Below are 19876 nucleotides of genomic sequence, written 5' to 3' on the forward strand. Positions count from 1 at the left end.
CACCCGCCCAACCCGCCTGCTTGAGGCTTTGCATGCTGGAAACGCCCGTGATCACCCCTGGCCCCAAACCGGGTCTCGCTACCCTCGATGACGTGGCGAAGATGGCCAAGGTCTCGCCCATCACCGTTTCCCGGGTGATCAACCGGCCAGAACTGGTGTCGGAGAAAACCCAGAAAAAGGTGCGCAATGCCATCCGCAAGACCGGATATGTGCCCAACATGCTCGCTGGCGCCCTGGTGTCGCAGCGCAGTCGGCTGGTCATCGTGGTGGTGCCGAATGTCGCCAACCGCGCCTTCGTCGACACTATCACCCAGCTCGGCCAGCGACTGGCCACGGCGCGCTACCAGCTGCTGCTGAGCCAGTCAGACCTGGCAAACAGCAGTGAAGCGGAACTGATCGATGCGATCCTCGCCCGCCGCCCCGACGGCATCGTGCTGACGCGCCAGCTGCAAAGCCCTGAAGCGCGGGAAAAGCTGATCGCTCGTGGCATTCCGGTGGTAGAGACCTGGGAGCTGGCGCAGGACCCGATCGACACGGTGGTCGGTTTTTCCCACGAGGCCGTTGGCCAGGCCATGGCCGAGCACATCATCGAACGCGGCCACCACCGCGTCGGCCTGGTTTGGAGCGATGACGCCCGCGCCACCCGACGGCGCCAGGCGTGCACCGATACCTTGCGCAAGGCAGGCGTCGAAGTGATCGGCTGCGAGCTCGAAGCAGTACCCGTAAACATGGGCCACGGCCGTGAAGCCATGGCCCGACTGCTGGCGGCCAAGGTGCCGATGGATGCGGTGATCTGCAGCATCGACCTGCTCGCCCAGGGAGTCATGGCCGAGGCCCAGGCCAACGGCCTGCGGGTGCCTCAGGACCTGGCGGTGATGGGTTTCGGCAATCTGGAATTCGCCGCCCATACCCACCCGCGCTTGAGCACGGTGAATGTTGACGGCGGACGCATTGGCCTGCGTACGGCGGAGTTGCTGCTGCAGCGGATCGAAGGCACTCTGGGGCGCGGGGAACAGGTAGAGGATGTGGGTTTCAGCCTGGTGGTTCGCGAAAGTACCTGAAGGCTGCGTGCGTCAATCGCCCGCCCAGCGCAGCAGCTGCGCCGCCATCTGATCCCAGGCCTGCTCGACTTCGGCCACCCCGAATGCGCGCAAGCTCGAATGCACCATGCCCTCGCCCACCCAAGCCCGGGCCACCCCACCCGCCGCCGCCAGCGCATCGACATAGGCCAGCCCGTGATCGCACAGCGGGTCGACTCGTGCCACCAGCACCAACGCCGGTGCCAGCCCGGTAAAGTCTTCAGCCTCCAGCGGCAGGGCGCAGGGGTCATGACGCTGCGCCGGTTGCGGCAGAAAACCCGCCAATGACTTCATCAACCCCGCCACCGTCATCAACGGCGCCTCGGCCTGTTCGCGCATCGATGGCAAGTGCTGCCGAGCCGTGAGCACCGGATACACCAGCATCTGTCCCAGTGGCTGCTCCAACCCGTCACGGCGCAAAGCCATGCACAGGCCCGCAGCCAGCGTGCCCCCTGCGCTGTCCCCCGCCACCATCAGGCACGTCGTGCTGAGGCGAGGGTCGACCAGCCCGGCCCGTAAACCGTGCCAGGCGTTCAGGCAGTCCTCCAGCGGCGCCGGATAGGCATACTCTGGCGCCAGCCGGTACTCCACGGCAACGATCGCCAGTGGCACCCGCTGCGCCAGAGCGTGGGCAAACCAGTCATGGGTGTCGAGATTGCCTAGGTCCCAGCCGCCGCCGTGCAGGTACAGCAGCGTTGGCCACCCCCCGGGCGGCATTTCGCCCGGGGGGGTGTAACAGCGCAGGCGCAAGCCCTTCAGGTCGATATCAGCCACCTGCCAGCCCAGCGGCCGCGGTGGCGTGCAGGCACGGCAGGCGGCGAGAAAGGCTTCGCGCCGGGCCGCCAGGCTGTCGTCACGCGGGGCGAAACGCCGGCTGTTGTCTATATAGGCCTGCATGGCAGGGTCGAGCGGACGGGATACCACGGGCGATCCTCCAGGTCAGAGCAAGGGCAAGGTATAGGCGATGATCACCCGGTTTTCATCACGCCGGCCGGTGGCATCGCCTTGCAGTTCGACGTTGCGCCAGCGCAGCGCCAAATTCTTCAGTGGCCCGCTCTGGATCACGTAGGTGATGTCCAGGTTGCGCTCCCATTCACTGCCGTCCTCGCCGGCCACCTTGAAATTGTCACCCTTCACGTAGCGGGCGAACGCGGTCAGCCCCGGTACACCAAGGGCCGCGAAGTCGAGGTCGTAGCGGGCCTGCCAGGAGCGCTCCTGGGCGCGGTCGAAGCGCAGCACCTGTACGGCATTGGCCACCCCAGGCAAGTCGGTGTCGTGGATGAACGGCAAGGCGCTGTCACCCGCGTTGTACTGGTAGCCGAGGCGGAACGTCTGCGCGCGCAGGTTGGCGCTGAGCATCGCCGAGGTCATGCGGCTGTCGAGCTGGCCGGCTTTTTCGCTACCGGATTCGCCGGTGTCGAGGTAGTTGAGCGTGCCGGAGAGGGTCCAGTCACCGGCCTTGAGGGTGTGGCTGCCGGTGTACAGGGTTTGCTGGTAGACGTCCGCCAGGCGGCCGGTCCACACCCCCAACGAGGTTTGCGGCGTGGCGCGCCAGGTGCCACCGAGGTAATCGAAGCGGTTACTGAACACGCTGTAGTAGTTGCCCACCTGGATATCCCGGGCACCGGCGAATTCGCGCTGGTTGACCCGGCGCATCTGGCCCAGGCCGATGTCAAGGTTGTCCAGCTCGCGTATATCCAGCGTCGCCCCTTCGAAGAACTGCGGCAGCAGGCGCGCGTCGCCAGAACTGACCAGCGGAATTTTCGGGAACAGCCCGCCCACCTTGAGCTCGCTCTTCGAGTACTTGAACTTGATTGCCGCCGTGGCCTCGGAAAACTCGTCCACCGAGCGCGGGTCGGCATTGCGCGGCCCGCCGGCGCGATTGTAGGCCCCGGGCAGCAGCGCTGTGCCGCTGCGAGAGGGCGACGAGTCGAGCTTCAGGCCGAGGCCTGCGTACACATCCATGCCCACCCCGACAGCCGTGTCGGTGTAACCCGACTCGCCCTTGAGAATGAAGCCCTGGGCCCACTCCTCAAGCTTCGACTGAGCGGGCCTGGTGGAATCACGCAGGTCGTGGTTGTAGTAGAAATTGCGAAAGGTCAGGTTGGCCTTGCTGTCGTCGAGGAACGCGCCCTGGGCGCACAGCGGGCCGAGCCCGAGCAGCAGGGACAGAGGTTTTGCAGCGCGAGCGAAGCCCGCTCCAGTCGAGGAGTGTTTCATTGTTGTTGTGCTCTTCTTATAGGTATGTAGGGTGTTGCGTCAGCGGTGTTGCCAGGTGAATTCGAGAGTGGCCTCCAGGCGCTGGCCCGGAGCGAGTTCATGGGTGCCGGTTTCGGCCCAACTGTCGCGGGGCTGGTTGAACGCGTCAGCCAGATGCGACACCGGCTCCAGGCACAGGTAGGGGCTGCCGACCGGGGCGAAAGCGACGAAGTGGTTCAGTACTTGCGAGGCCTGAAGGTGCACATGGCCATTGGCGTAATCGATTTGCAGCTGGCCATCCCAGCGTGATTGGTAATGCGCGAGAGGCTCGCCCGCATCCGCGTCGATCGACCAGTTCCTGACACCCTCCAGGTACGCGCCGGTAGCCATGTACTCCTCGTCGATCTGCCATTCGCGCCCGGTGCGGTACTGCACGCGCATGCCGGGGTGGCGCTGGAAGTACGGGTGCAGCCCGAGGCCGCCAGGCATGGGCGTCTGCCCCAGGTTTATCAGCACCAAGGTGATCCGCAGGCGTGCGCCGTCGAGTGCGAAGTGCTGTTCGGCGCGAAACGCCCAGGGCCAGTGCTCGCCTTGATAGTCGCAGGCAATGCTCAAGTTATCGCTGCCTGAGGTCATCACTTGCCAAAGCTGGGTGTGGGTCACCCCATGCAAGGTATGGGGCCGAGCAGCCGGATGCGCAGGCAGCGCATGTTCGGTGCCAGCGAACTGCAACCGCGCGTTGCGAATGCGGTTGGAATACGGCATCAGCGGGTAGGCACCGGCCCGTGGCCAGTCCAGCGGGTTGAACTGATTGGCGTTGATCGGCAGCAGGATATCCAGTCCCTCGGCATTGAGGTGGGCGATGCGCCCGCCCCAGGCCGGCAGCACGCCCAGCGACCAGGTGGAGTTGCTCAGAACCACGGTGTGCATAGAACCTCCAATGCCATTTTCCAGGCATGCACAGCCCCTGCCGCCGTGCCGAGGCACGGCGGTGAGGCGGTAAAGGATCGGGTTAGCGGCGGAAGCGTTCGGCCACTTGCAGGTCGATGTCCAGGCCCAGGCCTGGACCTTGCGGCACCTGCAACCGGTTACCCTGGCGCAGCTGCTCTACCGGGTAGAGCCAACCGGCGGGCTCGACAAACAGGTATTCGATCTGCGGTACCTGCGGCTGCACCGCCGCCAGGTGCAAGGTGGCGATCAGGCCCGGGCCGAAGTACGGGCAGTGCGGCAGCACGACGCCCGCATGGTGCTCGGCGAGCGCGGCGATGCGCAGGCACTCGGAAATGCCGCCGACCTTGGTTACGCTGGGCTGGACCGAATCCACGGCGCCGCTGCGCAATGCCTGCTCAAATTGCACGGCGGTGCACCAGTTCTCTCCGGCCGACAGTGGCACGCCCTGCCCGCGCAAGCTGGCCAGGGTGGCAAAGTCCTCCGGCGGGAAGATCGGTTCCTCCAACCAGGACAGTTGCAGGTCGGCCAGCGCTGGCAGCCATTCGCGGGTATCGGCCACGGACCAGGCACAGTTCACGTCGGTGGCCAGCGGCACGTCGTGGCCGATGGCACGGCGGCAGGCAGCGATCTCCGGCACGGTCACTTCATGCAGCTTGATGTCGGTGAAGCCCATGCCCAACGCCTTCTCGCAGATCGCCGGGGCAACCTGATCGTCGGCATAGCGCACCAGGCTCGCATAGGCTGGCACCTGCTCGCGGGTGGCCTGGCCAAGCAGCCTGTGCAAGGGCACGCCTTCACGCCGGGCCGCCAAGTCCCACAAGGCGATATCGACACCGGAAATGGCGAACATCGTCACGCCATAGCGGCCGAACAAGTGCAGGCGCAGTTGCAACTCACGGTTGAAGGCGGGAATGTCGTCGACCTGCCGGCCCAGGAGCAGCGGCGCGACCAGGCGATCGATCAGGGCCTTGGTGGCATCGGCGACGAAGTAACCGAACGCCTCGCCCCAGCCGACATTGCCCTGCTCGTCCTCCAGGCGGATCAGCACGTTCTCAAGGGTGTGCCAGGTAGTCGGCGTGATGCCCTGGCCCTTGCCGCCATCATGGAAGGGAATTTCAACGACCTGGGTATCGATACGGACGATCTTCATGCTTGCTCCAGAACACTGGCCAGGGCCACACCGGCATAGGCGCCGCCAACATGGTCACGACCAGATCCAACCGGGGCCATGGCCTCATAGGCGAGGAAGTTTTCGGCCAGGTGCTCGGCCGCATTGTCCTGTGGCCGGTAACCCAGCGCGCGGGCGCGGTTGTTGTGGAAGAGCGCCTGGGGGCATTCCGACACACCGTAGACGATCTCGTGGCGCACCTCGGGATGCTCCAGGCCGATCAGCACCAACTGAGCCAGGTCGCGGGCGCTGGTCCACAGGCGCAGGCGCCGGGCATCGGCAACCTTGCCGTCGGCGTTGCCGATACGCACGATGAACGTGGCCAGCTCGCTGCGCTGGGAGAAGGTGGCGCAGGCCGCTTCGCCGAACACCTTGCTCAGCGCGTAGTAGCTGTCCGGCGCCACAGGGTGATTGTCGAACTGCTCGGCCGTCTGCGTGGGGTACTGGCCCAGCACATGATGGCTGCTGGCGAACACGAAACGCCGCGCCCCGGCGCGCTGGGCGGCTTCGAGCAGGTAAAGGGTAGCGTGGTAGTTGGGCTCTACCGTGGCCTGGAACTGGATATCGGTGCCGTGGGCACAGGCCAGGTGCAGCACCGCGTCGACACCCTCGCAGGCCTGGCGGACGAAGGCCGGGTCGGTCAGGTCGCCGACCAGGGCAGTTTCATTGGCGGCCAGCTCGCTGACCGGCCGGCGATCCAGCAGGCGCAGGCTGAAGCGCTCGCGCAAGAAGGGGCGCAGGGCGGTTCCGACGATTCCGGCAGCGCCGGTGACTAGAAGCGTAGGCATGGTGTATTCCCGTAAAACGTAGGTAGCAGTCATTTCAGGCGGCAGCGACGACGTTGGCTTGCCGGGCCGGCTTCTGGCCGACGAACAAAGCCACGATCAGCGCACCGACGATACCCAGCACGGCAGCCAGACCAAAGCCGCTGCCGTAGGTGCCGGTGGACTGGATGATGAAGCCGGTCACGGTCGGCGCAACGATACCGGACAGGTTGGCCAGGCCATGCATGAAGCCCCCGGCAGTACCCACCTGATGGTCCGGCACGGCGTCCTGGATCAGCGACCAATAGGCTGGCGCGGTCAGCATCAGGAAGCCGATGGCCACCGTCATCACCACCACGGTGCTGGTCACGCTCTCTACCTGGCCGGTCAGGCCGATGCACACCGCCGCCACCAGCAGGCAGCTGACCAGTACCACCTTGCGCGAGAACAGTTGCTTGCCGGTGCGCTTGTACACCCAGTCGATCAGCAACCCGCCGCAGATGAAGCCGACGGTGCCCACCAGCCAGGGTAGCGCGGTGACGATGCTCATGGCCTTGAGGTCGATGCCCTTGGCCTCGATCAGGTAGCTCGGGAACCAGGTCATGAAGAAGTACAGGATGTAGTTGTAACAGAACAGCGAAACGCCAGTGACCAGCACCGAACGCTGCAGGATGATCTGCAGCACCGGGGTATGCGGCGCCTCTGCGACGGCAGTGACCGGGGCATCACGACCTTCGTTGATCAACGCCAGCTCTTCGGCCGACACCTGCGGGTGCTCTTTGGGAGTAGAGGCCGCCAGGCGGTACCAGGCGATTGCCCACAGCACGCCGATCACCGCGATCACCACGAAGGCCACGCGCCAGCCCAGCCACAGGGCGAGAAACCCCACGATCGGGCCGGCCAGGGCGCCGCCCAGTGGGCCACCTGCCTGGTTGATGCCGATGGCGCGGGCGCGCTCCTTGATCGGGAACCAGCTGTTGACGGTCTTGTTGGCGGTGGTCGACACCGGGCCTTCGCCGACACCGAACAGAGCGCGCACGATCAGCAGCGACCAGAAGTTGAAGGCCAGTGCAGTGGAGCCGCATAGCACCGACCAGAAGCTCATCGACCAGGTCAGCACACGCTTGGGCCCGAAACGGTCAGCCAGGTAGCCACCGACGAAGCAAAACAGCGCATAGCCGAAGAAGAAGCTGCTGAAGATCATGCCCTTCTCGGCGGGCGTGAGGTGATACTCCTGGGTAATGAACGGCATGGCGATCGACAGGGCAGCCCGATCGACATAGTTGATGATCATGGCCAGGAACAACATGGTCAGGATCGTCCAGCGATAGTTCTTTTTCTTGTTCATGTACGACTCCGCCCGGCACCTGTGATGCCGGATCTTTTTTGTTATGACGCCTGGCCCCCACAGAGGGCCAGGTGCCTCTGGGGTCAATCAGACGCTGTAATCCACCGCCACCCACTCGAAGTACTGCTTGAGCTCGGCGACCAGGGCCAGGTGCGCCGGGTGTGGCAGGTATCGCTGTACCGCGTCGGCGTCGTCGAAGCTGGACTCGAGGATGTAGTCCCAGCAGATCGGCCGATCCAGTTCGTTGGCCGCGACACGCCAGTCGCGGATGAAGTCGATTTCTTCGGTGAGGTCGCGCATCCGCGCCACCAGCACCGATTCCAGTTCAGGCTGCGCTTCGACGCCCGGCAGGCGGCGGAACAGCACGATATGTCGCATCATCGCCCTGCCCTCCTCAGCACAGGGCCCATGCCGGCGCGTCCTGCAACGCCACCGGGCGCAGGAAGCGCTCGATGGCGGCAAAGCCGACCGAGGTGGACTGTGGCGCGGTGGACGACGGCCATGGCCCGCCGTGCTGCTGGGCGTGGCACACGGCAACGCCGGTCGGCACACCGCTGAACAGCACGCGCCCAGACACTCGCTGGGCCGCACGCAGCAGTTGGCGGTTGTCGGCGCTGTCGGCCTCAAGGCCCCACAGGGTGGTGGTCAGGGTGCCGCCGATGGCGTCGAGCACTTCAGCCACCTGGGCCACGGAATGCGCGGTAACGATCAGCGCCGCTGGGCCGAACATTTCCTCACGCAGATGGGCATTGCCAATGAACGACGCGGCATTGGTGGCGAACAGTCGCGGCGCCGGGCCGGCACCATCAGGCTGCGCAGTGATCACCGGCGCAGCATTGGCAGCTACCGTGGCAGCTGCCGCCTCGAAGCCCTGCTGCATGCCCGGGGTCAGCATACGGTGGGTGGTGATCGGCGCAATGGCCTCGGCCAGCTGAGCGACGAAACGCTGACTGTGGGGTGAATCGAGCAGCACGATCACGCCCGGACTGGTGCAGAACTGGCCGCAGCCCAGGGTGATCGAGCCCGCCAGGGTCTTGGCCAAGGCCTCGCTGTCATTCTCCAGCACCGCCGGCAAGGCTACCAGCGGGTTGATCGAACCCAGCTCGCCGAAGAACGGCACCGGGCGTTCACGGTCATTGGCGGCCTGCCACAGGGCTTTGCCACCCTGGTAAGAGCCGGTGAAGGCCACGGCGGCGATTGACGGGTGCTGTACCAGGTAGGTGCCGGCGGCACGATCTTGCGCTTCGGCCAGGGTCAGCAGGCCGGCCGGCAGGCCCTGGGCGCGGACCACGCCAGCGGCCAGGGCAAACACAGCGCGGGACAGTTCCGGGTGGCCGGAATGCGGCTTGATCACCACTGGGCAACCGGCGGCCAGGGCCGAAGCGGTATCGCCGCCCAGCACCGAGAAGGCGAACGGGAAGTTGCTGGCCGAGAACATCGCCACCGGGCCCAGCGGGCGCTGCACGCGGGTCAGGCGTGGACGGCCGGCAGGTGGAGCACCGGCGATTGCCTGATCATCGACCTGACGGTATGGCACACCGGCTTCCACCTCGCTGGCAAAGCCACGCAGCTGGAAGGCAGTGCGGGCCACCTCACCGTTCAGACGGCCTTCACCGAGGCCGCTTTCGCGGTCGGCGATTGCGACCAGTTCAGTCTGCTGCTGTTCCAGCGCATCGGCCAGGCCGCGCAGCAGGGAGGCGCGCTGGGTGGCACTGGAATCGGCCCAGAAGTCGGCGGCGGACGCCGCTTGGGCGACGACTGCGTCGATGGCAGCGAAATTCGGGTTTTGCGGGGTGGTCATGGGTAACTCCTTCAACATTGCGGTGCGGCCATTCGCGGGTTTACCCGCGAAGAGGCCAGTGGCCTTAACGCGCCTTCGGCTCCAGGTGATACCCACGGCCGACATAGTCGAAATCGACCAGCTCGTTGATCACCACGTCCTTGTCGGCCGGCGAGGCGTAATAGGCGCGGATCTCCTTGATCAAGCCACTCTTCTCGTCGAACACGTACCACTCGTCACCACGCAAGGCCGTGCCCAGCTTGCTCTTCCAGTGAGTCCACTCGATCACCGCCTCGTTGCTGTCGTGGCTGACCAGGATCTTCTCGATGGTCCACTGCGAGCCCAGGTTCTCCACGCACCACACCCACTTGCGGGCGATGGTGTCGGCAGTGCGCCAGGGGATCTCCGGCAACCCCGAGGGGAAGTAGTGAACCGCGTCTGGGGTGAAGCAGGACACCAGCTTGTCGTAGTCGCCTTCGTTGCAGGCGTCGAAGTAGCGGCGGATCAGTTGGGCATGCTTGTGCTCGGCCATGGCTCAGCCCTCCTCGCGGTCGATGATCGACGGGATGGCCGGGCGGCCGGCGGCGACCCAGGCGTGGTAGTCGGACACCGACGTCGGGCTTGGCGGGTAGACGCCCCATAGTGCTTCGCCAGCAGCGATGCGCATGGCCAGGTAGTTTTCGATGTCGTCCTGCACGCTGCACACTTCTGCCAGCTCTTCGGCCAGGTGCGCGGGCACCACGGTCAGGCCATCGGCGTCACCAACGATGATGTCGCCCGGGTATACGGCCACCCCGGCGCAACCGATCGGCACCTGAAGGTCAGCGACATGGTGGTAGGAAATACGCGTGGTCGCGGTGATCTCACGGGCATAGGCCGGCAGGCGCATGGCGGCGATCTCACTGCCGTCACGCAGCGCACCATCGGTGACGATGGCTTTGGCGCCACGGGCCAGCAGGCGGGTCACCAGGATATTGCCGGCCGATGCGGCGGCCGGGTCGTTGCGGCTATCGATCACCAGCACGTCGCCCGGCTGGATCTGCTCCACGCCCACCCATTGCAGGTTGTCGTCGTTGGGCTTGGTGGTCATGGTCGAGTAGGTGTCGATGTCTTCACGGGCCGGAATGAACCGCATGGTGAAGGCACGCCCGGCGAACGGCTTGGCATCGCGACACATGGCGCGCAGGCCGACCAGCGCCGGCTGGCGGAAGCCACGTTTGAACAGTTGCGTGGTCAGCGAGCCGCTGCTGCAGGTGGCCAGTTTGGCCAGTACTTCGTCGCTGACGACGACCTGCTTGCCGGAGACGCTCTCATGGGCATCGGCGTAATTGTGGATGACGGACATTGTTGTAGGTTCTCCTCACGGGTTCATCCGATGGGCGGCCAGGGCAAATTCCCAGCATATGGAACGTGCATTCACTGAAAGCCCTGCTGAGACCGATTCTATGGCGGATAAATGGGAGAAAAAGCGGCAGAATGGGTACTCAGGCAGCCGAGTTCCAACAGATGGGAATCACACAATGAAAACAGGTGAAGGCACCGCCGCACTCGAAAAGGCCCTGGACGTACTACAGGCCATAGGCGCAACCGCCAACGGTATCAGCCAGGCCGAGCTGGCGGAGCAGGTGCCGCTGCCGCGCACCACGCTATACCGCATCATCGCCACCCTGGTGGAGCGCGGCATGATCCGCCGCGACCCGACACGCAAGGTCTACCGCCTGGGCTTCAATTATCTGGAGATGGTCCGCAACGCCTACCTGGAGCCGGACCTGGTGGCCGCCGCCAGCGCCGAGCTGCGTGCCCTGCGCGACCTCACCGGAGAAACCTCCTACCTGGCGGTGCTCGACGGCAATCAGGTGCTGTCACTGGAGCGCTGCGAAGGCGCCCACACCCAGCGCTCGGCCGCCAGCCTCGGCCAGGGCAAGCCGGTGTATTGCACCGGCCAGGGCAAGGCGATCCTCTCGGCGCTCTCCCCTACAGCCCGCGACGAAATCCTCAAGGGCCTGGTGCTGACGCCACTGACCCCGCTGACTATCACCGACCGCCGCCGCCTGCTGGCCGAATTGCAGATTACCCAAGTGCGCGGCTACGCCCTCGACGACGAGGAAATCCGCCTGGGCATCCGCTGCGTCGCCGCGCCAATCGTCGACAAGCAGGGCCTGGTGCGCGGGGCGCTGAGCGTGGCCGGGCCCGCCTACCGCCTGACGCTGGAGCGCCTGACCCTGCTCGGCCCGGAACTGGCTGACGCGGCGCGCCGGGTCGGTGAACAGCTGCGTCCGGACACCACTCCGCGCGCCGCCGGCGAGCTCAGCGTGCTGCCCGGCCCTTGGGCGTTTCACGGTGCATTTCCGCGCTGGCACGCGGGCCAGCGCGTACTGTACTGGGCCGACACCCTGGCGCCAGCCATCCATTACTGGGACGGTCACAGCAGCCGCCTGCTGACCCGCCTCGACCTGCCGGTGCGCGGCATGGAGCTACACCCCGACGGCCTGCTGGTGGCCCAGGCCGGCGGCTGGTCCTTGATCGATTGGAATGGCAACGAACACCCGCGCCAGGATCTGCTCGGCAGCCGTCTGCTGGCATTGGCCACGCATCCGTCCGGCGCCCTGTGGGCGTGCGCCAAAAGTGGTAACGGCTGTTTGATCGGCGAACTCAGCGCCGAGGGCGAACTGCGCCATGGCTGGTCGTTGCCAGAACAGGTCAGCACGTTCAGGTGGGATGCCAAAGGCAGCGCGGTTTATGCCCTGGCACCGGAGGCCGGGGACATCCTGTTGCTGCAACCGGGAAGCAGCAGCGTGCGCCGGCTGGCCTCGCTGCCACGTGGCGGTGGCAGCTTGGGCGGATTGGCGCTGGATGGTAAAGGTGGTGTCTGGACCACGCAGCTGGATGGCTGGAGCCTGGCGCGCTTCGATGCTGAGGGCAACCTGGACCGTATGATTGGATTGCCGGTGCCAAGCCCGACCGACCTGTGCTTTGGTGGAGAAGATGGCACCACCTTGTTCATCACCAGTGCCCGCCATGCATTGCAACTGGAAACCTTGGCCAGCGCGCCGAGCTCAGGGTGCCTTATGCAAATGCAGACTTGAGCTTCAACGCCCTCACGGGTTCACCAAATACAGACTCGCTGTTGCGGGGTCGCTAGTGGTCCATGGCTACCGGTGAGTCCGCTCTGAGCCGGCCCCTCTGATTACCAGATTCCGCAAACCAGGGTAAGCCTCGATCGATTCGATGCCGTCCTTGTTCAATTCCACCTTGCCGATTCGCCGACCTGTACCTTATGCTGACTGTATACAGTACACGAAGATAAATTCCCCATGAAGAAACTCAGCGCCCCCGCTCAACTGATCGAGCGCGTCTATGAGGCGATCCTCGAGGCTATCTGCGATGGCACCTTGCAGCCCAACGAACGCATCACCCAGGAAGGGCTTGCCGAGCAGTTGGGTGTATCGCGACAGCCTATCCTGCAAGCCTTCCAAATTCTCAAGCGTGAAGGCTTCATCGAGGAAAACGGCCGTAAAGGCGTGGCGGTGACGCCCCTCGACGCAAAGCGACTGGTCGAGGTCTACCAGGTCAGGGCGGCACTGGATGCACTGGCCGCCCGGTGCGCGGCGCTGCGTATCCGCCAACTCGGTGCAGGCCCTTTCAAGGACATCGCCTCGCAGGTCATCCAGCAAGGCCGCCGTGCCGTGGAGTCCAACGACACGCGCAATCTGGTTGTGACGGACATGGCGTTCCACAGCGCCATCTACGAAATGTCGGGCAACCCAGTCATTGCGCAAACCGCTGCGCTGCACTGGCATCACATCCGCCGGGTGATGAGCGCCATTCTGCGACATGACGTGCGCACCTTCGCCGGGGTCTGGGACGAACACCAGGCGATCATCGAAGCGATCCTCGACGGCCTTCCCGACCAGGCAGCGTCGCTGGCCCAGCAGCATGCGGAAAGCGCTGCAGAACACCTGGCGAACGTATTGCAGAGCGGCGAATTCAACGCCACCCTCAAACAGGCCTGAATGCTGCCCCTGGCAGCTTTCAGCCTCCCGCAACCGACCGGGCTGTTTACCTCATGCTTGCCATCGTCAATGTCGCCTTGCCGATCTTCGGGTTGATCTTCGTCGGTTTCTTCGCCTATCGCCTGGGCGTGCTGGGCGACGCCAGCTCGGCTGAACTCAACCGGTTCGTCGTATACCTGGGGCTACCTGCACTGCTGTTCGAGTCCATGGCCAAAGCAAGCACCCTGCAGACGCTGAACATCACCTACACCTTGGCATTCACTGCGGGGATGGCCGCCGTGTTTCTCGTGACACTGGCGACAAGAATGCGCAGCGGCGTCCTTTTCAAGGATGCGACCATCGATGCGGTGGCGGCCAGTTACCCCAACGCGGGTTTCCTCGGCATTCCGCTGTGCGCGCTGACATTTGGCCAAGCCGGCATTGCGCCTGCCGTCATCGCGACGATCCTGTCCGCCTGCATATTGTTCGCGGTCGCCATTATCCTTATCGAGGTGTCGCACCAGCCTGACAAACGTGTTGCCCAGACCCTCAGGCTGGTGGGCGGCAGGCTGCTGAAGAATCCGATACTGGTCGCCCCGCTCCTGGGCTGCCTGGTGGCCTGGAGTGGTTATCCCCTGCCGCAGAGCCTGCAACGCTTCTTCGAACTGCTCGGTGCCGCAGCAGGCCCCTGCGCCCTGGTGTCGATCGGCCTGTTCCTGGCTGCGGCAAAATTGCGCAATCTCGACGTGAAGGGGCTGGGGTTGCTCGTGGCGATGAAGCTGCTCGTTCAGCCCGGGATCACAGCCTTGCTGGTTTTCGTGGTATTTCCCATCCCGACGGTATGGGCCTGGTCAGCGCTGTTGCTCAGTGCCTTACCCATTGGCAATGGCCCATTCATGCTGGCTGCGCTGTTTGACCGGGACGCCAAGCTCATGTCCCACGCCATCCTGGCGTCGACCCTGCTCTCCCTGCTGACGGTGTCGATCATTCTTGCCTGGGTTCCAACCTTTTGAGTACCGGCTGCATGCTGTGGCGACCGACTACGGGCGGTCGCCACAGCAGGCTTCACGCCAGCGAGCCTACCGTGCCTTCGAGTAGCTGCCAGGCGTGCTGGCCGAAGTTCTCGCGCCATTTGGCGTAGTAGCCCGCCTCCCTCAACTTCGAGCGAAACGCATCGGGTTCAACGTTGCTGATGGCCAGGCCCTTGCCGTCGAGCTGCGCAATCACCGAATCCTGCATCGCCCGAAGATCGGCGCGCATGTTCACACCGGCTTCGTTGATATGCTTGCTGACCAACGCCTGCACATCCGCAGGCAACCGTGCGAAGCGGGCCTTGTTGCCCAGGATCCAGAACCCGTCCCACATGTGGTTGGTGAGCGAGCAGTACTTTTGCACTTCGTACAGTTTGGCCGAGTTGATAAGGCTCAGCGGGTTCTCCTGGCCTTCGACGATCCGGGTCTGCAGCGAAGAATAGACTTCGGCGAAGTTGAGGCTCACCGGCGCCGCCTCGAAACTGCGGAACATGGACATCAGCATGGGGCTGGGTGGAACGCGCAGTTTCATGCCGGCGAGGTCCGCAGGCGATGCGATTGGCCGAGTGCTGGTAGTGGTGACCCTGAAGCCGTTGTCCCAGATCTTTTCGAAGGCGAACAGGTTTTCGCTTTTGGCAATTTCTTGCCTGATATGTGCACCCAACTCGCCATCCATGGCCGCCCACACCTGGTCGTAATCCTTGAACGCAAAACCCACCGCGCTGATCTGCGCCGCGGAAATCAGCGTCCCCAGGATGACGGGCGGGCCTGCATAGAAATCGATAGCACCTGACCGCGCCTGGGCGATCATGTCGGTGTCGCCGCCCAACTGGCTGCTGGGGAACACCTGCAATGTCACAGCCCCGCCTGATGCCTCCTTGATCCGTTTGGCTGCCTCCCTGGCGCGCACATTCATGGGGTGTGTCATCGGTAGGTTATTGGCAAATTTCAGATTGAAATCCGCTGCACGCGAAGTGCCGCTATAAAGCCCTGCGGCTCCAGCCGCCAGGGCTGCGGACGCGAGTGTTGCGTTGCCCAGGAAGCGACGACGGGTCATTTCGGTCATGGTGACTCTCCTGCTGATTTTTTTGTTATTGAGGCTGCCAAGAGTGCATTGACAGCATAATCGCAGGTTCGTAGTCTGTATACAGAACACTGAACATAGAACACATAAACCCGTACGGGCCCATTTGCGGGAAGTTGCACGACAGGAGAAACCAAGCCAGGCGTACGCCATGCGCCTTGCAGCTGGCCCGACCCCGATCGACGCATCGACCGGTGGTCACAACTCAGGCGGGCATGCCCTGCCATCGACTGACGCACGGAGATACTCATGAAGCTGACACAAGAACAAATCAAAGCTTATGAAGAAGAAGGCTACGTCCTGCTGCCGGGGCTTTTCTCCCAGGAAGAAGCCGCGCTCATGAAGTCGCGCCTGCCGTTGCTGTACCGAATGGACAGAGAAGAAGTGATCAAGGAAAAAAGCGGAGTGGTACGCACAGTGTTCGCTGCGCACACGTTCGACGATGTCTTCGCTCAAGTGGCGCGACACCCACGCCTGATCGAACCGGCGCGCCAGCTGTTGGGCAGCGATGTCTACATGCATCAGTTCAAGATCAATGCCAAAGCCGCTTTCAATGGTGACATCTGGCAGTGGCACCAGGATTTCGGCACTTGGCACCAGGACGACGGCATGCCTGAGGCCCGGGCCATGAACGTCGCGATCTTCCTGGATGAAGTCAACGAGTTCAACGGCCCGCTGATGTTCATTCCCCGCTCGCACATGTTAGGCCGTCTGGATGCCAGCCACGACCGCAGCACAACCAGCTATCCGCTGTGGACACTGGACAATGCCAAGGTCTCGGAGTTGGTCGAACAAGGCGGCATCGTCGCCCCCAAGGGGCGCGCCGGGACAGTGCTGATTTTCCAGAGCACCCTGGTCCACGCCTCCTCGCCCAATCTCTCGCCCTGGGATCGCAACACGCTGTACGTCACCACCAATGCAGTGGACAACGCCATTACCCGGTTCAAGCGGCCCGACTACATCGCTCACCGCGACTTCACGCCGATACAGACCGTCGGCGATGACGCGCTGAGCGGCTTCCTCCACGCCGTCGCATGACCCTACGGCGCGCCGGCCGCCACGCACGGCCCGGCGCGCCTCTTCGGACAGACTGGATAACGACAATGACAAATTCCAAGCATGAGAAAGTCGTGATCGTCACGGGTGCCGGGGCGATCGCCGATGGCTGGAGCAATGGCCGAGCCGCAGCCGTCATGTACGCTCGGCACGGCTATCGGGTACTGGCAGTTGACCGCAACCGCGCCTCCGTGGAACGCACGCGTGACATCATTTTCGAAGAAGGCGGCCAGTGCAGGGTGTTCACTGGCGATGTCACCTGCGCAGAGGATATGCGTCAGATGGTGGACGCGGCGCAAGACCATTTTGGCGGCGTGCATGTACTGCATAACAATGTTGGCATCGCCGAAACAGGAGGCCCGGTGGAGGCCAGCGAGGCCAGCTGGAACAAGCTGATCGCAGTGAATCAGACCAGCCTGTTCCTTACGTGCAAGTACGCGCTTCCGGTCATGCAAGCGCAGCGCAGCGGGGCCATCGTAAACATCGCGTCCATCGCAGCGCAACGCTGGCTTGGTTTCCCTTACGTTGGCTATTCCGCCACCAAGGCGGCCATGATCGCATTCACACGTAATGTGGCAATCCAGTATGCGCCGCTGGGAATTCGCGCCAACTGCATATCGCCAGGTTTCATGGATACGCCCATGGTGAGCACGTCGTTGACCCAAGCCTATGGCGGTGAAACCCAAGCGATGCTGGACAAGCGACATGCCCAATGCCCCATGGGGTTCATGGGCGACGCCTGGGATGTGGCCAACGCGGCAGTGTTTCTCGCTTCGGATGCCGCGCGCTATATCACAGGCATCGATCTGGTGGTCGACGGCGGGCTCACCTTGCGTTGTGCGTGAAGCCCCATCCAGAACGCATCTTGCAACCCGTGCTTTCTTGCGCGAAAGAGCAGTCGAGAGTAACCAATGAACACGTGCTCAGGGCTCTTGCTGGCTAGCCTGCCCTGACCGTGCCCCGGGTTTGCTGTCAGTTAGCCGGCCCACGCAAAGCGGGGGCAGTCATTGCCCCGGCTTTGCGTGCAAATGAGCAATCAGCACCACCTGACGAGTTGGTGAACTGCTGTCGCATAGGTGGCGTCCGGCTCAGTCGTGCAGGGCGGCTTACCTGGACGCATGCTGAAGGCGCTGCTTCCGACCATCTCAAAGAAGGGCTGGACGCAAAAGAAACCGGCCGCCGTCGCAGCGCGCAAGCGTGCCGGGCATGAAACAAACGGATAGCGTGAGCTGATCAGGCACAGCGTTTAAGGATAGTCTTGATCGGGCGCCTTACTCGACGCTTCGACACATCCCTGGCTTTGATCCAACGGCAAGCCTCGATCTCGTTTCGAGGGCGTGGTTTATCGTCTGCCTTGCGGGCTTCGAACAGGTAATGGATCACCTTGTCTTCTCGGTACATCGTGAGGTAACGGAGCTCGTCGAACGCGAGACCAGTTTCTTCGGCCATCTCCCGCATAGCCGCCTCAAGCGGCGTCTCGTCTCGCTCGACTCGGCCACCAGGTAGGTTCCACTTGGCGTTGCGCTTGCGAACGAACAAGACTTCACCATCCTTGCGATAGATGATGGTAGCGCGCAGCTTGATGCCTTTGCGTTTCGCTGTTGCAGTGTCCATTGCCTTCATGCGCTGCCCTTGAAGTTGGCTGGCCTGGATCCGGCAGGTTCCTTGCCGAGGGTAAATCGTCCGTGTGTCGGTTAGATGACCGGTATAACGATGGCAACGTTCAACGTATCGGCTCCGAAGCGTTTAAAATGCCTCTTAGTGAAGGCTCATCCGATGGCCATCGATACGTCCCAGCAGCTCCCTTGAGATCGCTCTGGTACCGATGTGCCAAATGGTTTACCCAACTTGCGAGTAGGCAGTGAATGAGTACCGCCTGACTTGTTGGTCTGAACTTTGCTGTCCGCCATGGCTTCCCCTGCATACCGATTACGTAAATACGCGGCTGCAGGAGCTGACATTCATGAGAGCACTGACCTACCACGGAGCACACGACGTCAGGGTCGATAACGTCCCTGACCCGATCATCGATCAAGAAGACGACATCATCCTCAGGGTCACCGCCACAGCCATTTGCGGCTCCGACTTGCACCTCTACCGAGGCAAAATCCCAGAAACCGAAGCCGGCGATATCTTCGGCCATGAGTTCATGGGCGTCGTCGAGGACACCGGGAATGCAGTCACTAATCTCCAGATCGGCGACCGCGTGGTGATTCCCTTTGTAATCGCTTGCGGCAGCTGCTTCTTCTGTCAGCACGATTTGTTCGCTGCCTGCGAAACCACCAACACAGGTCGTGGCTCGATCATCAACAAGAAGGGCATTCCACCGGGCGCCGCTTTGTTCGGATACAGCCATCTCTATGGCGGTATCCCTGGCGGCCAAGCGGACTACGTCAGGGTGCCCAAGGGCAACGTCGGCCCGTTCAAAGTGCCCACCACGCTGGCCGACGACAAGGTGCTGTTCCTCTCGGACATTCTGCCAACCGCCTGGCAGGCGGTCATCAATGCCGAGATTGGCCAGGGCTCATCGCTGGCGATTTATGGTGCCGGGCCTGTGGGCTTGCTGAGCGCCGCCTGTGCGCGAATGCTCGGCGCTCAGACCATCTTCATGGTCGACGACAACGATTATCGCCTGGCCTACGCACAAGAGGCCTATGGGGTCATACCGATCAATTTCGAGCAAGACGACGATCCCGCCGACAGCATAATCCGCCAGACGCCAGGCATGCGCGGCGTCGATGCGGTGATCGATGCGGTCGGTTTCGAGGCCAAGGGCAGCACTGCCGAAACGGTGATGACGGCGCTGAAAATCGAAGGAAGCAGTGGCAAGGCGCTGCGCCAGAGCATTGCTGCGGTGCGACGCGGTGGCGTTGTCAGTGTCCCCGGTGTGTACGCGGGCTTCATTCACGGGTTCATGTTCGGCGACGCGTTTGACAAGGGCCTTACCTTCAAGATGGGCCAGACCCATGTGCAGAAATACTTGCCTGAACTTCTTGAACACATCGAAGCAGGACGCCTGCAACCAGAGCTGATCGTCACCCACCGCCTGGCACTCGAAGAAGCGGCCATGGGCTACAAGATGTTCGATCAGAAGCAGGACAACTGCCGCAAGGTCATCCTCGTGCCAGGCGCGGCAGCGGGCACCTTGGGCCCTGACTTCGTGTAAAGGAGGCAAGCACATGAACGGTCTCGCCAGCTACTTCTGGATTGCCGTGGCAACAATCCTTTTACTCATCGATCTGTGGGCCATCGTCAGCGTGTTCCGGAGCGACAAGCCGGATGCAGTCAAGGCGGCCTGGGCCCTGCTGATCGTGGCGCTACCGTTGGTTGGTCTGGGTATCTGGGGCGTTGCTGGCCCGCGCGGTATCAAGCGAGGCACTGGCCCCACTTCCGACGAGCACAGCAAAGGCTGACATCTTCGAGC

General features: G+C 63.3%; 20 protein-coding genes. 8 read left to right on the forward strand and 12 right to left on the reverse strand.

The features are described from left to right. Positions 1-32 precede the first annotated feature (32 nt). Positions 33-1061, forward strand: coding sequence for a LacI family DNA-binding transcriptional regulator (locus CAF78_RS26690; protein ID WP_085677683.1), 1029 nt, complete (start codon positions 33-35; stop codon positions 1059-1061). A 12-nt stretch (positions 1062-1073) separates the two neighbouring features. Here the strand turns inward: CAF78_RS26690 and CAF78_RS26695 are convergent, their stop codons facing one another. The 10 genes from CAF78_RS26695 to CAF78_RS26740 form a co-directional block, all read right to left on the reverse strand. Then, a complete protein-coding gene (locus tag CAF78_RS26695; protein ID WP_256573981.1) occupies positions 1074-2003 on the reverse strand; it encodes an alpha/beta hydrolase in 930 nt (309 codons plus the stop codon). A gap of 15 nt (positions 2004-2018) precedes the next feature. Further along, positions 2019-3299: an OprD family porin gene (locus CAF78_RS26700; RefSeq protein ID WP_085677685.1), complete on the reverse strand. Its 1281-nt coding sequence runs from the start codon at positions 3297-3299 to the stop codon at positions 2019-2021. Between the two features lie 39 nt (positions 3300-3338). Beyond that, positions 3339-4208: an aldose 1-epimerase gene (locus tag CAF78_RS26705; RefSeq protein WP_085677686.1), complete on the reverse strand. Its 870-nt coding sequence runs from the start codon at positions 4206-4208 to the stop codon at positions 3339-3341. Between the two features lie 82 nt (positions 4209-4290). After that, positions 4291-5379, reverse strand: coding sequence for a mandelate racemase/muconate lactonizing enzyme family protein (locus CAF78_RS26710; protein WP_085677687.1), 1089 nt, complete (start codon positions 5377-5379; stop codon positions 4291-4293). After that, complete coding sequence (locus CAF78_RS26715) at positions 5376-6185, reverse strand: NAD(P)-dependent oxidoreductase (protein ID WP_085677688.1); 810 nt, start codon at positions 6183-6185, stop codon at positions 5376-5378. Before CAF78_RS26715 ends, CAF78_RS26710 begins: the two co-directional genes overlap by 4 nt. A gap of 34 nt (positions 6186-6219) precedes the next feature. Continuing rightward, entirely contained in the window at positions 6220-7509 is a 1290-nt protein-coding gene (locus CAF78_RS26720; RefSeq protein WP_085677689.1) for an MFS transporter, read from the reverse strand. An 87-nt stretch (positions 7510-7596) separates the two neighbouring features. Beyond that, on the reverse strand, positions 7597-7890 hold the full coding sequence (locus tag CAF78_RS26725) for a Dabb family protein (RefSeq protein ID WP_085677690.1): 294 nt from the start codon (positions 7888-7890) through the stop codon (positions 7597-7599). Positions 7891-7903: 13 nt separating this feature from the next. Then, positions 7904-9310 carry an aldehyde dehydrogenase (NADP(+)) gene (locus CAF78_RS26730; RefSeq protein ID WP_085677691.1) on the reverse strand — a complete coding sequence of 469 codons (1407 nt, stop codon included), beginning with the start codon at positions 9308-9310 and terminating at the stop codon, positions 7904-7906. Positions 9311-9374: 64 nt separating this feature from the next. Continuing rightward, complete coding sequence (locus CAF78_RS26735; protein ID WP_085677692.1) at positions 9375-9821, reverse strand: nuclear transport factor 2 family protein; 447 nt, start codon at positions 9819-9821, stop codon at positions 9375-9377. A gap of 3 nt (positions 9822-9824) precedes the next feature. Next, complete coding sequence (locus CAF78_RS26740; protein WP_085677693.1) at positions 9825-10634, reverse strand: ribonuclease activity regulator RraA; 810 nt, start codon at positions 10632-10634, stop codon at positions 9825-9827. A gap of 175 nt (positions 10635-10809) precedes the next feature. Here CAF78_RS26740 and CAF78_RS26745 point away from each other — a divergent pair, with 175 nt between their 5' ends. The 3 genes from CAF78_RS26745 (at position 10810) to CAF78_RS26755 (ending at position 14294) form a co-directional block, all read left to right on the forward strand. Continuing rightward, positions 10810-12375, forward strand: coding sequence for an IclR family transcriptional regulator C-terminal domain-containing protein (locus CAF78_RS26745; RefSeq protein ID WP_085677694.1), 1566 nt, complete (start codon positions 10810-10812; stop codon positions 12373-12375). A gap of 228 nt (positions 12376-12603) precedes the next feature. After that, positions 12604-13302 carry a GntR family transcriptional regulator gene (locus CAF78_RS26750; protein ID WP_085677695.1) on the forward strand — a complete coding sequence of 233 codons (699 nt, stop codon included), beginning with the start codon at positions 12604-12606 and terminating at the stop codon, positions 13300-13302. Positions 13303-13355: 53 nt separating this feature from the next. After that, positions 13356-14294, forward strand: a complete 939-nt coding sequence (locus CAF78_RS26755; RefSeq protein WP_085677696.1) for an AEC family transporter — start codon at positions 13356-13358, stop codon at positions 14292-14294. Positions 14295-14346: 52 nt separating this feature from the next. Here the strand turns inward: CAF78_RS26755 and CAF78_RS26760 are convergent, their stop codons facing one another. Further along, the gene (locus tag CAF78_RS26760) at positions 14347-15378 is read right to left on the reverse strand and encodes a TRAP transporter substrate-binding protein (protein WP_085677697.1); all 1032 of its coding nucleotides are present in this window, start codon (positions 15376-15378) and stop codon (positions 14347-14349) included. Between the two features lie 267 nt (positions 15379-15645). Between CAF78_RS26760 and CAF78_RS26765 the strand changes: the two genes are divergently transcribed. Together CAF78_RS26765 and CAF78_RS26770 are read left to right on the forward strand one after the other, a co-directional pair. Beyond that, a complete protein-coding gene (locus CAF78_RS26765; protein WP_085677698.1) occupies positions 15646-16434 on the forward strand; it encodes a phytanoyl-CoA dioxygenase family protein in 789 nt (262 codons plus the stop codon). Between the two features lie 65 nt (positions 16435-16499). Beyond that, positions 16500-17297 carry an SDR family NAD(P)-dependent oxidoreductase gene (locus CAF78_RS26770; RefSeq protein WP_085677699.1) on the forward strand — a complete coding sequence of 266 codons (798 nt, stop codon included), beginning with the start codon at positions 16500-16502 and terminating at the stop codon, positions 17295-17297. A 388-nt stretch (positions 17298-17685) separates the two neighbouring features. Here CAF78_RS26770 and CAF78_RS26775 read toward each other — a convergent pair whose 3' ends face one another. Next, positions 17686-18075: an NUDIX hydrolase gene (locus CAF78_RS26775; protein WP_016395015.1), complete on the reverse strand. Its 390-nt coding sequence runs from the start codon at positions 18073-18075 to the stop codon at positions 17686-17688. 340 nt (positions 18076-18415) lie between these two features. On the opposite strand from CAF78_RS26775, the gene CAF78_RS26780 reads away from it, so the two are divergent. Continuing rightward, positions 18416-19618, forward strand: a complete 1203-nt coding sequence (locus CAF78_RS26780; protein ID WP_085677700.1) for a zinc-dependent alcohol dehydrogenase — start codon at positions 18416-18418, stop codon at positions 19616-19618. A 13-nt stretch (positions 19619-19631) separates the two neighbouring features. Continuing rightward, positions 19632-19865, forward strand: a complete 234-nt coding sequence (locus CAF78_RS26785; RefSeq protein WP_085677701.1) for a PLD nuclease N-terminal domain-containing protein — start codon at positions 19632-19634, stop codon at positions 19863-19865. Positions 19866-19876: the final 11 nt, after the last annotated feature.

This window comes from Pseudomonas sp. R28(2017) (assembly GCF_002112505.1).
Taxonomy (GTDB): Bacteria; Pseudomonadota; Gammaproteobacteria; order Pseudomonadales; family Pseudomonadaceae; genus Aquipseudomonas.

Coding starts and splice junctions, on each gene's coding strand:
- CAF78_RS26690 (WP_085677683.1), top strand. CDS start 33: ATGCTGGAAACGCCCGTGATCACCCCTGGCCCCAAACCGGGTCTCGCT.
- CAF78_RS26700 (WP_085677685.1), bottom strand. CDS start 3,299: ATGAAACACTCCTCGACTGGAGCGGGCTTCGCTCGCGCTGCAAAACCT.
- CAF78_RS26705 (WP_085677686.1), bottom strand. CDS start 4,208: ATGCACACCGTGGTTCTGAGCAACTCCACCTGGTCGCTGGGCGTGCTG.
- CAF78_RS26710 (WP_085677687.1), bottom strand. CDS start 5,379: ATGAAGATCGTCCGTATCGATACCCAGGTCGTTGAAATTCCCTTCCAT.
- CAF78_RS26715 (WP_085677688.1), bottom strand. CDS start 6,185: ATGCCTACGCTTCTAGTCACCGGCGCTGCCGGAATCGTCGGAACCGCC.
- CAF78_RS26720 (WP_085677689.1), bottom strand. CDS start 7,509: ATGAACAAGAAAAAGAACTATCGCTGGACGATCCTGACCATGTTGTTC.
- CAF78_RS26725 (WP_085677690.1), bottom strand. CDS start 7,890: ATGATGCGACATATCGTGCTGTTCCGCCGCCTGCCGGGCGTCGAAGCG.
- CAF78_RS26730 (WP_085677691.1), bottom strand. CDS start 9,310: ATGACCACCCCGCAAAACCCGAATTTCGCTGCCATCGACGCAGTCGTC.
- CAF78_RS26735 (WP_085677692.1), bottom strand. CDS start 9,821: ATGGCCGAGCACAAGCATGCCCAACTGATCCGCCGCTACTTCGACGCC.
- CAF78_RS26740 (WP_085677693.1), bottom strand. CDS start 10,634: ATGTCCGTCATCCACAATTACGCCGATGCCCATGAGAGCGTCTCCGGC.
- CAF78_RS26745 (WP_085677694.1), top strand. CDS start 10,810: ATGAAAACAGGTGAAGGCACCGCCGCACTCGAAAAGGCCCTGGACGTA.
- CAF78_RS26750 (WP_085677695.1), top strand. CDS start 12,604: ATGAAGAAACTCAGCGCCCCCGCTCAACTGATCGAGCGCGTCTATGAG.
- CAF78_RS26755 (WP_085677696.1), top strand. CDS start 13,356: ATGCTTGCCATCGTCAATGTCGCCTTGCCGATCTTCGGGTTGATCTTC.
- CAF78_RS26760 (WP_085677697.1), bottom strand. CDS start 15,378: ATGACCGAAATGACCCGTCGTCGCTTCCTGGGCAACGCAACACTCGCG.
- CAF78_RS26765 (WP_085677698.1), top strand. CDS start 15,646: ATGAAGCTGACACAAGAACAAATCAAAGCTTATGAAGAAGAAGGCTAC.
- CAF78_RS26770 (WP_085677699.1), top strand. CDS start 16,500: ATGACAAATTCCAAGCATGAGAAAGTCGTGATCGTCACGGGTGCCGGG.
- CAF78_RS26775 (WP_016395015.1), bottom strand. CDS start 18,075: ATGAAGGCAATGGACACTGCAACAGCGAAACGCAAAGGCATCAAGCTG.
- CAF78_RS26780 (WP_085677700.1), top strand. CDS start 18,416: ATGAGAGCACTGACCTACCACGGAGCACACGACGTCAGGGTCGATAAC.
- CAF78_RS26785 (WP_085677701.1), top strand. CDS start 19,632: ATGAACGGTCTCGCCAGCTACTTCTGGATTGCCGTGGCAACAATCCTT.